The following is a 14,019-nucleotide window of genomic DNA, read 5'->3' as shown; positions in this document are numbered from 1 at the left end:
AGCTCATGCGACTTTGATTAATACTTGATTTCAAATGTACTGATGATTTGACACTCATCAATTAGCCAAAGCGCGCCAGTAGCCAGTTTTCGATACGCCGTAGCGGTATGCGTAAGTTGGTCGAATGCATCACTACTCCGCCGCTCAGACCCACCAAGCAGCCAATCACAGTATCAAAAAGGCGCGTGCGAATCACTTCTTGATAGGCGGACTCAGAAAACGGTAGACCACTGCCGTATTCTGCAATAAATATCGTCAGCGGCGTGATAAATATGACTGCCAAACCATAATGTCGATCCACCAACGTCTCGATACAAAGCATCATCGTCAGTATCGCCAGTGCGACACCCCATATTGATAATCCCCAAGACAACATCCAACTCGCCAAAACCACGCCCAATACTGTACCGAGTAAACGATGTATTTGCTTAATCCACATGGTACGCAAATGAATACCTTGGATAATCAAAAAGCAGCTAACTGCTGCCCAATAGGGGTTGGACAGCTGTAAAGTGACGGCGATGATCAAGGCTAAGCTGACAAAACTGGCGACAATCAAACTTTCAGTAATGGTATCTGGCTCGTAGCTATAAGTAAGCGTCGGCGTCGCTGGGCGCGTCGCCAGTAAAAACAACGAATACAGCAACGCCATCACTAAAGCAAAGCCACTACCAAGCATCACCAGTCCAGTTGCACGTAAGATGTCTTCCAAAGGCAGCGGTATAAATAGCGCAATAGCGCCTGCCATCATTACAAAAAGTCCCGCTGGCGGTGGCTGACGATAATAACGTCCAAAAATCACAATACCAAACGCCATGAGCGTAAATATCGGCAGCTTTAATAGCGGGACTTGCTGAGCAATTAGACCGAGCGCAAAGCACAGCGACATGGCAAAACCCCAAGCCATCACCGTCACCAATCGATACGGCAGCTTGCCCACTAAAGGTATATTCAAAATAACCATCGCCCCCAAAGACGCTTTAATGCCTGACGATAAAGCATCAAAATAAGCGCCCACAAACACGGGGAAACTGATGGCAATCGCCGCGATAATCGGCATATGCCACAGTCTCTTACTACGGTTCACTGTCAGTAAATGCGCCAGCTCCCCATCAATTAAAGCCTTTATGCGAGCAAATAACGCTGTCAGCCAAGATGCTCGCGTTGCCTCGCGCTTGGATGCGCTCATAATTGGCTTTCCTTATATCGTAAATGCAGTTAAAAAATGTTTTTCTGATACAGTCACATCTATCATAAATAGGTACTTAACCACAGACACTAATAAAAATCGAACCCATTAACCCATAAATTAATGTTTTGATTTAAAATATTAATTATGAATATTAGTTATTAGTTATATATTTGTCGCTATAGAAGATTTATACTGACAGTAACGCCGCGACAGCTGTTCTTTATCAAGGATGCCTTAACGGCAATCAAAATGGATGAGCTGTTTTTGATAAATCTGAATGACAAGCCGTGATATCGTCTATTCTTACCCCAAATGATTAAACACCCTTTTACATGAAACGTGGCTCAAATACCGAGCTAGCCATTTATGATAGCGAATAACTAAAGAGAGCGACTATGTTAACTTACAAAGCACCTTTACGTGATATCAAGTTTTTAATAAATGATGTTTTCGACTTTCAAACTCATTATAAAGATTTGGACAATGGCGAAAATGCCGATCCTGAAACCGTTGATATGATTCTTCAAGGGATGGCAGATTTTGCTGAAAATGTCTTGGCGCCTTTATACCAGCCAGCAGATGCTGAAGGTTGTCATTTTGAGAATGGTGTTGTCACAACACCTAAAGGCTTTAAAGAAGCTTATGATCAATTTGTAGAAGGCGGCTGGCAAGGTATTTCTTACCCTGAAGAGTACGGCGGTATGAACTTACCGACCTCATTGAACTTAATTAAAGCTGAAATGATCGGTACGGCGAACTGGCCATGGGCAATGTATCCTGGTCTATCAACTGGCTGTATCAATACCATTATGCAATATGGTACCGATGAGCAAAAAGAAACCTACTTGCATAAATTGGTCGAAGGCTCTTGGGCTGGTACCATGTGCTTGACTGAACCACAATGTGGTACGGATTTGGGTCAAGTTAAGTCTAAAGCCATTCCACAAGATGACGGCTCTTATAAGCTTAGCGGTACTAAGATTTTCATCTCAAGTGGTGAGCATGATTTAACGGAAAACATCGTTCATATTGTTTTAGCTCGTTTGCCAAATGCACCAGAAGGCACACGCGGTATCTCATTATTTATCGTACCGAAATTCTTGCCAACTATTGAAGGTGAAATTGGCGAGCGTAATGGCGTGACTTGTGGATCGATCGAACACAAAATGGGCATTAGCTCATCGGCTACTTGTGTGTTGAACTTTGATGATGCCGTTGGTTACTTAATTGGTGAGCCGAACAAAGGTCTAAAAGCCATGTTTACCTTTATGAATACTGCCCGTATTGGTACTGGTATCCAAGGTTTGGCGCATACTGAATTGTCATTCCAAAACGCGCTGCCGTATGCAAAAGATCGCCGTTCTATGCGCACCTTATCAGGCACGAAAGAGCCTGAAAAAGTTGCTGATGCCATCATCAACCATGCTGACGTACGTCGTATGCTATTGACCCAAAAAGCCTTTGCCGAAGGCGGTCGCTCGATGATTTATCATTCTGCGCGCTATGCTGATAAAATGGCGCAAGGTATCATCAATGGCGATGATGAAGAGTTTGAAAAATGGGATGACAAATTGGGTTTCTACACACCAATCCTAAAAGGCTTCTTAACTGAGCTAGGTATCGAAGCGGCTAAACACGGTCAGCAAGTCTATGGCGGTCACGGCTATATCAAAGAATGGGGCATGGAGCTAATCGCTCGTGATGCTCGTATCGCCACCATGTACGAAGGTACAACTGGTATTCAAGCATTGGATTTACTCGGTCGTAAAGTGATCTTGCAGTCTAAAGGCAAAATCATCCGTGATTACACCTCAAGCATCATGAAATGGTGTGGCGAGTATGCACTTGACAAAGACATGCGTAAATTCGTTTGGGCGCTCACCAAGCTATGTGCTGAGTGGAATACATTGACTGTCCGCTTGATGCTAATGGCACGTAAAGATCGTGAAATCATCTCAGCTGCATCAGATGACTTCTTGATGTACTCAGGTTATGTCATGATGGGTTATCATTGGGCGCGTATGGCAGCAGTCGCTTATGACAAGCTAGAAAACGGCGGCACTGAATCCCCAGAATTCTACAAAGCTAAGATCCAAACGGCTGAATTCTACTTTGATAAGCTGCTGCCACGTACCTCGGGGCATGCCGAAGCCATGGTTGCACCAAGTGACAGCATGACAGCAATGAAGATTGAGAACTTTGCTTTTCTAGACTAAGTTTTTTAGACTAAGATAGCATCACAATTAAGCAGTAATTAATAAGAAAAGCGCCTAGCATGTAGGCGCTTTTTTATGCTTAACTAAAAGTACAGACGTTCTCATTAAAGCCTATCGATAATAAATATACATCATAGATGAGAGACAACGAGTAACTCATTATAGATAAATGGCCATTTTAGGAGCCAATCATGTTATCCACTGATCATCAAAAAACTTCCTTAGCTTCATCATTTATACGAGTGCTACTGCTCAGTACGGCACTGATCAGTTTTAGCGCAACTAGTGCTACGGAGCTGGCTAAAAATCCTGACATTCCTATTAAATTTGCCAAAGGCGCGATCAGTAGTACGGTCACTGGCAAATTAAGCCCCAATGAAGATGAGCGCTGGTATCGCTTTGATGCCACCAGCTGGCAATATGCCATTATTAATATTTCGCCACTTACTGGTACGCCTGAGACAGCCAATGTCGGCGTATTACATATGCCAAACGGTACGCAAGATGGCAGCAAAGGCGGTATCGTGTATCAAGGCTGCCTACCTGCAACCGGAGAATATCGCTTACGTATTGCCCGCAATTTGATGGCGACTGAAGGCAAAACGGCTGGTTATAGGGTTGAGATAATAATATTACCCACGTATGCCAGTAAATCGCTATGTGAATACTTATAGCGATTGATGAATCGTCGTTTCGGACGATATCAGCATTTTAGCTACCCAGCATTTTTTTATGATACACCGCGCTAATTTCTTCAACTTCCACACATATCTGTAAGGCTGCTCGCCCTGATTGCTCTGCGCCTATCTCCTGCTCTATCATCGTCACCAGCAGCCCTGCTAGCTGATTACGAATCACCATGTCACGACCAGTCATTAGTTTTAGATGCGCATAGATAAAGCCATACGTCTGCTCATCATCTTCAACGCCTACCAAAAATGTCTCAATGGGTACGATCCGTGCTTTAATATCAGTCGGCGTGCCAAAGTGCCCACTGTCCCATAATGCTTTATTTAACGCTTTAAGAAATGATTCTTCATGAGCAATACTGACATTGGGCGTCATTTGAATGGTTAAATGTGGCATGAATATTTCCTTATAAAATATGAGTGAGGGAGTAAAATATTAGCCATCGTTTCAGGCTTGATTGAGCAGCCCGTCATCAATAACTTTTTAGTCATCGATAATAGTACTAAAGCAAGCAGCAAGGGTCTCAGCTAATTGTGCTGGTGGCAGCTCAATTTCTAAACCACGGCGACCACCGCTGACATAAATCGTTGTCTGCTCTGCAGCCGAGCTGTCTATGATAGTCGGCAAGCGCTTCTTTTGTCCCAATGGGCTGACGCCGCCTAGCACATAGCCCGTACTACGCTCTACCTGCTTAGGATCCGCCATTTGCACTTTTTTGCAGATCAGCAACTTATTCGAAGATAGCGCCTTAGCCATTTTTTTAAAGTTTAACGTTTTATCCACGGGTAAGATAGCAACGGCAAGCGCACTAGTCTCTGTCGACACCACCAAGGTTTTGAACACTTGTGACACATCCACGCCTAGCTTTTCTGCCGCCTCTAAGCCAAAAGAGGCGGCATTACTGTCATGGACATAGTCGTGTAACTGATAGTTCAGAGCGCGTTGTTTGGCAAGATTAATCGCTGGTGTCATAATATTTCAGCTTATATCAATGATATTAATAGGTAGATTTAAACATAATTACTCTATAGTGACTCTTGGTTGTCGCCGAACTATTATTGCGCTAAATACATTAACTTTCAATTATTTGAGCTTATTAAGAGCGACTTAACTCACTATATAGTAACCAGACCGTATTAATATTAGCAGTATATACAGACACTATATATCGCTTTGGTGGCTTTTATGGCATCATAAGCGCAACATATTTGACTATTTTTGATACTGATTATGATACCGAAGTTCTTAAAAAAACGGATTTTTAAAGCGCCAGTCACAACCGACAGCACTTCTAATACTGACGTCAATCCAATCGCCCCCAAGCCTTATTCCAATGCGCCGATTAATCAAATTTATCGCAAGCTATCGGGGCAGCTACTCGATGTCGCTGTTAAACCTAAGTTATTGGGTGAATTACCTGAGTTCGATACCGACGATCAAACGCTAAGATTTTATGTGTTGCAAGATTATTCGCGCTCCAACAGTATTTTAATTGACCTGCAGACGCAAGAGCACAACCTACCACCAGCATTGGTTGGGGTACATGATGCCGCCCATAATATCAAAGAAAACGCAGCCATCATATTTTTGAACCATCCAAGCGCTAAAGACAGTCAGCTATCGCCGCGCCTGTCACGTTTGGTGTCTGCTGTTTTACAACATCCAGAGCTAAAAGTACGTTTGGTGCCCGTCTCTATATTATGGGGACGCGCCCCAGAAAAAGAGGATTCACTGTTTAAGCTGCTGACCGCTGACAACTGGCAAGATCCTAGCATCACCAAGCAGCTCTTTAATATCGGAGTAATGGGGCGTGACACCTTTGTACAGTTCCATCCACCTCAAGATCTACGTACCCTTATCAATGATAGCCTTAAAGGTGATGAAGAAGGGTTTTCTATTTTTGATTCACTAGCCGTTGATTCAAAAGAGAACTCTATAAAAGAAGACACTGTAAAAGAAAGCTCTGCAAAAGACAGCAATTTAGACATCAACAGTAGCTTGGGCGATGCCGACGAAGCACCAAACTATGCTTTGGTAGCGACCGCTGACAGCAATCGTGAACTGGTACGTATGCTACAGCAGCGGCTTACGGTTTATTTAGACAAGCAGCGTGCCAGTATGCTCGGTCCTGATTTATCAGACAGACGCAACTTAGTAGACAAGCTAGTGTATTCACCAGCTATCAAACATGCGATAGAGGCAGAAGCCGTAGAATCTGGTATCAGTGTACGTGAAGCCCGTGTCTTGGCTAAAGGTTATGCCAATGAGATGGTCAATGACTATTCACATTCCATCGTGCGCGGTTTTTATAAGTTTTTAACGTGGTTATGGACACAACTCTATGATGGCGTAGAAGTCCATCATTTCGAGCGCGTACGTGAGCTTGCGACTGACTATGAGCTGGTTTATGTGCCTTGTCATCGTAGCCATGTCGATTATCTATTGCTATCTTATGTCATCTACAAGCGCGGTCTGAGCATCCCTTATGTCGCTGCTGGTGACAACCTAGATGTACCCGTATTAGGGCCATTATTACGCGGCGCGGTTGCCTTTTATATACGTCGTAGCTTTCGTGGCAATGCACTTTATACCGCCGTCCTCCGCGAATATATGCACACCCTTATTACACGTAACACACCGATTGAATACTTTATCGAGGGTGGTCGCTCGCGTTCAGGACGTTTATTACCACCGAAGATGGGCATGCTAGCAATGACAGTGCACAGTCAATTACGTCATTCTGAGAAGCCAGTGGTTTTCATTCCGACTTATATCGGTTATGAGCGTATTATGGAAGGTGGCACCTATGTTGGTGAGCTAAAAGGCAAGCCAAAAGAATCTGAATCTTTACTAGGCTTACTCAAAGTTGGTCGTAAAATTGAGCGTATCTTTGGTAATGTACATCTAAGCTTTGGCACACCGCTGCATCTTAGCGACTTTATGACAAAATTCGATGTGCCAGCCAATAGTTTGCCGACGGATCGCACCGATACCCCGCTCGATGATAAAGCCAGCGCGATGGTCGATAACATCGGCGTCAAAATCATGCAGCACATCAATAAGGCGGCGGTTGTGACGCCCGTTTCGTTATTATCATTGGTATTATTATCAGCGCCTAAAGCGGCTTTAGATGAAGAAATCTGTCGTGAGCAAATTGCCCTTTATCAAGGTCTTGCTCAGCAGTTGTCCTACTCAGATGATACCGTCATTACAGATATGAGTCCGCAGCAAATCATTGATTATGGTATCAAACTAAAGCTCATTGAACGTACGCCGCATATTTTAGGTGACATCATTCAGATTGCCGGTAAACAAGCGGCATTGCTCAGCTATTTCCGTAATAACATCCTGCATGTATTTATTTTACTGTCTTTCTTATCAGCATTAGTGGCGCGGAACGGTCGTATCGAGCGTAGTCGTTTGGACAATATTGCTAAGCAACTCTATCCATTTTTACAAAGTGAGCTGTTCTTATATTACCCAGCACATGGCTTGGCTGATACCTTGAACAAAAAAGTCGACAGCCTACTCTCGCATGGTCTAATTGTCGAATTGAGCGATGGCGTACTTAGCGTCCCTGAATCAAACAGCAAATGCTATCAGCAGCTGCAAGTGCTAGCGACGCCTGTCGGACAGAGCCTTGAGCGTTACTTTATGACGCTTGCCCTACTCGCCCAGCAAGGCTCAGGCAATCTAACCGAAAGCGAAGTCGTTGATCTGTGTCATCTGCTGGGTCAGCGCTTATCTGTACTATATGCAGACGATATTCCTGATTTCTTTGACCGCGCCTTATTCACCAGCTTCATCAGTGCCTTGACTCGTCTCGATTACTTGCAAAAAGATGATGAAACCGGCGTATTGACCTTTGATCATCGTATCAATGATATTGCTCGTCATGCTAAGTACGTGCTAACGCCTGACATGATGCAGATTTTGCAGCAAGTCGCCAGCTTAGATGAAGAAGAAATTACTCATGCGATTACTGAGATTAGTAATAAAAAGCAGCGTAAATTTGGGCGTAAGCGTTAATTTGTAACCAGCTACAATATTTAATGAGCTAAACTGAATATATCGAGCAAAAAAAGACCTCTAATTGATTAGAGGTCTTTTTTTATCTTCAAATTTAAAATTTCTAAGTAGCTGTTTTTTCAACAACTACTTTTTAAATAACAGTCCTAGGTCGAAATCTTTTTATATTTCATACGCTTAGGAGTGGCAGCATCACCCATCGTCTTTTTGCGATAAGTCTCAAACTCAGAATAGTTACCATCGAACCAAACTGGGCCTTCATCTTCGAACGCCAAGATATGAGTCGCGATACGGTCAAGGAACCAGCGATCATGCGAGACGACCATGACCGTACCTGGGAAGACCTGAATCGCATCTTCTAGCGCACGTAAGGTCTCAATGTCCAAATCGTTTGACGGTTCATCAAGGAGCAAGACGTTTGCACCCTGCTTCAATGTCTTAGCAAGCTGCAAGCGGTTACGCTCACCGCCAGACAATTGACCGACGTGCTTTTGCTGATCTGAGCCTTTGAAGTTAAAGCGACCGATATAAGCGCGGCTGGGCGTGGTGTAATCGCCAACTGTAATAATATCAAGACCGTCAGACACTTCTTCCCAAACGGTTTTGCTGTCATCTAAGTTGTCACGTACCTGACCAACATAGGCAACTTTAACACTTTCGCCCAAATCGACTGAACCCGTATCTGGCGTATCACGTTCGGTAATCATATTAAATAGCGTGGTTTTACCCGCACCATTTGGTCCGATGATACCGACGATCGCACCAGCTGGCACGTTAAAGCTTAGGTTTTCATAAAGCAAACGATCACCAAATGATTTGGAAATGTTATTCACTTCAATGACTTTATTGCCTAAACGTGGACCAGGCGGAATATAAATTTCAGCTGTCTCATTGCGCTGCTGGAACTCTGTTGAGTTCAACTCTTCAAAGCGCTGTACACGAGATTTAGACTTGGCTTGTTGACCTTTTTGGTTTTTACGAATCCAATCTAGCTCTTTTTTCAGTGCTTTAGCAAATGATTCTTCTTGCTTATTCTGCTGCTCTAAACGGGTGTTCTTTTGCTCTAGCCACTCAGTATAGTTGCCTTCATACGGATAACCATGGCCACGATCTAGCTCCAAAATCCACTGAGCGACGTTGTCTAGGAAATATCTATCATGGGTAATGGCAACGATTGTACCGCTGTAGTTCTGCAAGAACTGCTCTAGCCATGCAACAGATTCGGCGTCCAAATGGTTGGTTGGTTCGTCAAGTAACAGCATATCAGGGCGAGACAATAGCAAACGGCATAGTGCCACACGGCGTTTTTCACCACCAGACAGCTTACTAACATCCGCATCCCAAGGTGGCAGACGTAGGGCATCAGCCGCTTTTTCGAGCTGGGTATTTAAGTTATGGGCATCCCACGCTTGAATGATGTCTTCCATCTTGCCTTGTTCTTCAGCAAGCTTATCAAAGTCAGCATCAGGCTCTGCATATTCTGCATAAATAGCATCTAAACGTGCGAGCGCGTCTAAGGCTTCACGCATACCATCTTCGACATTTCCACGGACGTCTTTGCTGTCATCAAGCTGTGGTTCCTGCGGCAGATAACCTATTTTGGTGCCCGTTTGCGCGCGTGCTTCACCACTAAATTCAGTATCCACGCCCGCCATAATGCGTAGCAAGGTTGATTTACCTGAACCATTGATACCTAGGACACCGATTTTGGCACCTGGGAAAAATGATAAGTTAATATTTTTTAAAATTTCACGCTTAGGCGGAACAAGTTTTGACACGTTGTTCATCGTGTAAATATATTGAGCCATTAACACTCCGATAGACTGCATAAAAGAGGCGAGCAAATCATACTTAGCAATGATGCCAAGCGTGCTGCACCTCAAAATCAGGGTTACAAATTATAAGCCATTATCGCATTGTGGCGCATACCCTGCAAGCCAACAGATTGTTTTAACGATTGTTTTACGGCTTTTGTCACAGAGTGCTCAGCTTTGTAGCTAAAAGCGGTAACGAAACCTACTATCAAACCGTTTCGCTTAACATTCTGACTTATAACTGTTTTATAAAGACCACAAAAAATAGCATCAAAACTTTCGCAAATTTAATCAATAGCCATTAGCATGTTAGGATAGCTTAACAGATTCAAGCGACCTGACCTAAGTGATATCCGCTAAATTTGCGCACAGGTGAACACACTATTTATGATGTCAATCATTTTGATAGTATTAACAAAGGTACTGATAATATGACCAACGGCTATCGCCCTGAAATGATTCAACATGCGTTTATCGATTTTATTGGATCACACTTACAGCCGTTTTGGTCTTTCACTGTCCCAAAGCTGCGCCTTGTTGCGCGATATATCCTTAGCGATGACTTAATAGCGCTCAAATTTGAGACCAATCATGCTTTTCGACGGCAATTAGTGGGTTCGCAACGTGGTTGGCAGGGTGGGCAACATCTTAATTTAAGCGTTCTTATTGAAGGTGTGTATCATCAGCGCAGCTATTCATTATTAGGTTTGGCGCATCAACCGCTCTGGTGGCACGACGTTACTATTGGCAACAGTATTAATAGTGGCGCTCGCAAAAATCAACCACCTTACCTTGCGATTACCATTGCTATTAAGCCACAAGGCTTGGTTTCGGATTATTTAACCAAACATATGGCATTTGGCAGTGTCATCAACAGTAGTGTTCCCAGTGGCTCTTTCACTTTGGCACAAACATCTATAACAGTACAGACAAAATCAGCTGCCGAAAAGCCTGCTTTTTTATTATTTATCGCGGGTGGCAGCGGTATTACGCCCATGTTAGGGCTCATCACGCAAGCACTGGACAACGGACATCAGGTGACATTGCTATATTACAGTCGCACTGAAATGCTCCCGTTCAAAAACCAATGGCAACAACTGAGCACAGCGTATCCAGCTTTCACCTATCATCTGGTCAATACCGAGAAATCTGATACTTATTTGGCTGGCAAGCGACACTTGAGCGTAGACAGTTTGTTGGCATTGAACTTACCGCTGGCAGATACGCAAATATTTGCATGCGGGTCACAGGCTCTTTTAACTGGCTTATATAAAGCAGCGGCGAAGGTAACCTTACCGCACAATAAAAACCTGCGCGATAATATCATTGTAGAAAACTTTGGTCATGCGCTGCCTGATTTCAATTTTGATAACAAACAGGCGCTCGATAGAAAGAAATATACAGCACAACATACTGTTTATTTACGGGCGAGGCAACGGCAGTTTGACAGTAGCACGACATTATTGAATGCCGCAGAGGACGCAGGAATTCGCTTAGTGCATGGTTGTAGACGAGGTATCTGCCAGTTGTGTCGCTGCAATAAAGTCAGCGGCGTGGTCAAAAATATCTACACAGGAAAAATGAGCAGTGATGGTTATGAATCTATTCAAACTTGCATCAACATTGCCATGACTGATGTGGTGCTAGATATTTAGCAACACGGTGATAAAAATAAATGCTCATAACGGCTCATAAGATAAAAACACAGCCTGCTGTTACCTTATAGCCTACGGTAAAAAACTCAAACAACTTATTGAACCGAACCCAGTACCGACTCTCCGTACCATTTCGGTTAAGGATTATTTATGCGCTTGCTACCACCCGTCACTATGGCACAATCTGCTGTACCCGTTTTGACCCCACTAACTGATGCAAAACAGCAGAAAGCAAAGCAGTTGACTCGCTACCCAACGTTGACAGGAGCGCCCTTACCAAAGGCGCAATCTGATGCCCTCGCTCATGAATTAAATGTGCTTTACCGAAGCGTGATGGATTCGTTAGGTAGTGATGACGCACGATACATTAAACGAGTGTATGCCGCGGTAGTCTATAGTGAAATGACAGCGCGTGGCTTACTGGCAGCGGCTGGATGCCTGCAGTCAAAACGTAAAATTGTCGCGACTTGGTTATTGGGTACCTCACTACTGAGTCTCAGCAAAATTCTAAACAATATGGAGCTTGGGCATAATGTCATGCATGGTCAGTATGACTGGATGCAGCACCCGTATCTCAACAGCCAAAAGTTTGATTGGGACATTGTCTGTCCTGCCCCATTGTGGCAACACTCTCATAATTACTTGCATCATACTTTTACCAATATCGTTGGTCGTGACCATGATGTTGGCTATCACTTAATTCGCGTGACTGATGAGCAACCTTGGACGCCAAGCGACCGCCATAATATGTTGAAAACAGCGGTATTGGCTCTAGGTTTTGAGTGGGCGGTCGCCTTTCATGATATTCAAATCAGTGTCGACGAATACGCAGACTCCCCTGATAGACACCAAACCATGCAACAGAAATCTCGCGCATTATTCGCCAAAATCGCACGGCAAGTAGGCAAAGATCATATTGTACTACCCACGTTAGCAGGGCTGACATTAGGTCGGCGTAGTGCTATGACTACACTGAGCGGTAATGTTACTGCCAATATCGCTCGTAATCTGTGGACATGGGCGGTAATATTCTGTGGACACTTTACCGAACAAGCCCATATCTATACCCATCTCGATGCCGATGAGACTAAAGGCGACTGGTATGTGCGTCAAATTCTTGGCTCCAGCAATATTCAAGGCAGTAAGCTGTTTCATATTTTGACGGGTAATTTATCGCATCAAATCGAGCACCATATTTTCCCTGATATGCCAGCCAGTCACTATGCTCGTATCGCACCACAATTACAGGCGATATGTCGCAGGTACAATCTACCCTATAATACTGGGCGCTTTGGTACACAATTCCGGCAAATGCTGGGACGTATCCGCCACTTTAGCAAGCCAAGTGCTGAAGAATGGCAGTCTTATTTACACTCACAAACTACGTCAATCGCTGAAACAAATCATGCCGTAACAGAAAGACCAAAAGAGCTGCCCGCTATACGTGGATTAGGTAAATATCTTCCCCCTGTCATGCGCCAAGCCTTATTTTATGCTTGATGTGCAGCTCATATGGAAACCACTCGTCGACCCCTTTAGTCTTAACATTTACTCTATCGACTCTTACGCTAAAGAACTATAAATGTGAATCGAAAGGACTCATACTTTAGTGAATAATCTATTCGGTCATTCAAACTCTCTTCATTTAAAAATACGCTTGATCCATACTAAAAAAAACCAATAATATTTAAGGGGCTGTCCTAGATAAGTAAAATAATCTAGGATAGTCATATGAGAAAGAGTAGATTAAGTTGGTACAAACAAACTAAGCTTATCGAACTATTTGTTGCCGATTCTACCGCAAGAACAGCATCAAGCTTAGTGGGTGTTAATAAAACAACAGCTAGCTATTACTTTCACAGGCTAAGACTATTGATTTATGAAAATAGTCAGGAACCTGGCCTTCTAGAAGGCGAAATAGAAGTTGATGAGAGCTACTTTGGCGGTAGGCGCAAAGGCAAACGTGGTCGCGGTGCTGGTAACAAAGTGCCTGTGTTTGGACTGCTTAAGCGTAATGGTAGCATCTATGCTTGTATTATCCCTAATGCCAGAGCCGATACCTTAATTCCTATCATAAGGGAGAAAGTAAAGCCTGATAGTATTGTTTGTACTGACTCCTTTAGAAGTTACAACGCACTTGATGTCAGTGAGTTCACTCATTACCGCATTAATCATTCAAAAGAGTTTGCACAAGACAGAAACCATATCAACGGAATAGAGAACTTTTGGAGTCAAGCAAAGCGTCATATGCGTAAATATAATGGCATCCCAAAAGAGCATTTCCATCTGTTTTTGAAGGAATGTGAGTGGCGTTTTAACTACAGCGAACCAAAACGTCAATTATATCAGCTAAAACAATGGGTTAAACAATGGGTTAAACAAGAACTGAACTAGTTATCTAGGACAGCCCCATATTTAACGAT

Annotated in this window: 10 protein-coding genes; 6 read left to right on the top strand and 4 right to left on the bottom strand. The window is 43.5% G+C overall.

Features of this window, described 5'->3' with window-relative positions; genetic code table 11:
- Nucleotides 1-61: 61 nt before the first annotated feature.
- Nucleotides 62-1,189 (bottom strand): FUSC family protein, encoded by a 1,128-nt coding sequence (locus JMW64_RS01280; RefSeq protein ID WP_201552442.1) that lies wholly within the window; start codon nt 1,187-1,189, stop codon nt 62-64.
- A 398-nt stretch (nt 1,190-1,587) separates the two neighbouring features.
- On the opposite strand from JMW64_RS01280, the gene JMW64_RS01275 reads away from it, so the two are divergent.
- Nucleotides 1,588-3,408: an acyl-CoA dehydrogenase C-terminal domain-containing protein gene (locus tag JMW64_RS01275; protein WP_201552440.1), complete on the top strand. Its 1,821-nt coding sequence runs from the start codon at nt 1,588-1,590 to the stop codon at nt 3,406-3,408.
- A gap of 191 nt (nt 3,409-3,599) precedes the next feature.
- Nucleotides 3,600-4,082 (top strand): hypothetical protein, encoded by a 483-nt coding sequence (locus JMW64_RS01270; protein ID WP_201552438.1) that lies wholly within the window; start codon nt 3,600-3,602, stop codon nt 4,080-4,082.
- A gap of 37 nt (nt 4,083-4,119) precedes the next feature.
- Here JMW64_RS01270 and JMW64_RS01265 read toward each other — a convergent pair whose 3' ends face one another.
- Entirely contained in the window at nt 4,120-4,494 is a 375-nt protein-coding gene (locus JMW64_RS01265) for a 5-carboxymethyl-2-hydroxymuconate Delta-isomerase (protein WP_109590693.1), read from the bottom strand.
- A gap of 87 nt (nt 4,495-4,581) precedes the next feature.
- Nucleotides 4,582-5,070, bottom strand: a complete 489-nt coding sequence (ybaK, locus tag JMW64_RS01260) for a Cys-tRNA(Pro) deacylase (RefSeq protein WP_109590691.1) — start codon at nt 5,068-5,070, stop codon at nt 4,582-4,584.
- A gap of 258 nt (nt 5,071-5,328) precedes the next feature.
- Here ybaK and plsB point away from each other — a divergent pair, with 258 nt between their 5' ends.
- Nucleotides 5,329-8,127, top strand: a complete 2,799-nt coding sequence (plsB, locus tag JMW64_RS01255) for a glycerol-3-phosphate 1-O-acyltransferase PlsB (protein WP_109590689.1) — start codon at nt 5,329-5,331, stop codon at nt 8,125-8,127.
- A gap of 146 nt (nt 8,128-8,273) precedes the next feature.
- Here the strand turns inward: plsB and ettA are convergent, their stop codons facing one another.
- Nucleotides 8,274-9,935, bottom strand: a complete 1,662-nt coding sequence (gene ettA / locus JMW64_RS01250; RefSeq protein ID WP_045443195.1) for an energy-dependent translational throttle protein EttA — start codon at nt 9,933-9,935, stop codon at nt 8,274-8,276.
- Between the two features lie 437 nt (nt 9,936-10,372).
- Here ettA and JMW64_RS01245 point away from each other — a divergent pair, with 437 nt between their 5' ends.
- From JMW64_RS01245 to JMW64_RS01235, 3 genes are all read left to right on the top strand, one after another.
- Nucleotides 10,373-11,596, top strand: a complete 1,224-nt coding sequence (locus JMW64_RS01245; protein WP_109590764.1) for a flavin reductase family protein — start codon at nt 10,373-10,375, stop codon at nt 11,594-11,596.
- Between the two features lie 150 nt (nt 11,597-11,746).
- Nucleotides 11,747-13,096, top strand: a complete 1,350-nt coding sequence (locus JMW64_RS01240) for a fatty acid desaturase family protein (RefSeq protein ID WP_201552436.1) — start codon at nt 11,747-11,749, stop codon at nt 13,094-13,096.
- A gap of 231 nt (nt 13,097-13,327) precedes the next feature.
- A complete protein-coding gene (locus tag JMW64_RS01235; RefSeq protein WP_201552434.1) occupies nt 13,328-13,990 on the top strand; it encodes an IS1595 family transposase in 663 nt (220 codons plus the stop codon).
- The last annotated feature ends 29 nt before the right edge of the window (nt 13,991-14,019 follow it).

The organism is Psychrobacter immobilis (assembly GCF_904846065.1).
Taxonomy (GTDB): Bacteria; Pseudomonadota; Gammaproteobacteria; order Pseudomonadales; family Moraxellaceae; genus Psychrobacter; species Psychrobacter immobilis_H.
This window is presented reverse-complemented; position numbering and strand designations above follow the sequence as displayed.

Coding starts and splice junctions, on each gene's coding strand:
- JMW64_RS01240 (WP_201552436.1), top strand. CDS start 11,747: ATGCGCTTGCTACCACCCGTCACTATGGCACAATCTGCTGTACCCGTT.
- JMW64_RS01265 (WP_109590693.1), bottom strand. CDS start 4,494: ATGCCACATTTAACCATTCAAATGACGCCCAATGTCAGTATTGCTCAT.
- JMW64_RS01280 (WP_201552442.1), bottom strand. CDS start 1,189: ATGAGCGCATCCAAGCGCGAGGCAACGCGAGCATCTTGGCTGACAGCG.
- JMW64_RS01275 (WP_201552440.1), top strand. CDS start 1,588: ATGTTAACTTACAAAGCACCTTTACGTGATATCAAGTTTTTAATAAAT.
- ettA (WP_045443195.1), bottom strand. CDS start 9,935: ATGGCTCAATATATTTACACGATGAACAACGTGTCAAAACTTGTTCCG.
- JMW64_RS01245 (WP_109590764.1), top strand. CDS start 10,373: ATGACCAACGGCTATCGCCCTGAAATGATTCAACATGCGTTTATCGAT.
- ybaK (WP_109590691.1), bottom strand. CDS start 5,070: ATGACACCAGCGATTAATCTTGCCAAACAACGCGCTCTGAACTATCAG.
- plsB (WP_109590689.1), top strand. CDS start 5,329: ATGATACCGAAGTTCTTAAAAAAACGGATTTTTAAAGCGCCAGTCACA.
- JMW64_RS01235 (WP_201552434.1), top strand. CDS start 13,328: ATGAGAAAGAGTAGATTAAGTTGGTACAAACAAACTAAGCTTATCGAA.
- JMW64_RS01270 (WP_201552438.1), top strand. CDS start 3,600: ATGTTATCCACTGATCATCAAAAAACTTCCTTAGCTTCATCATTTATA.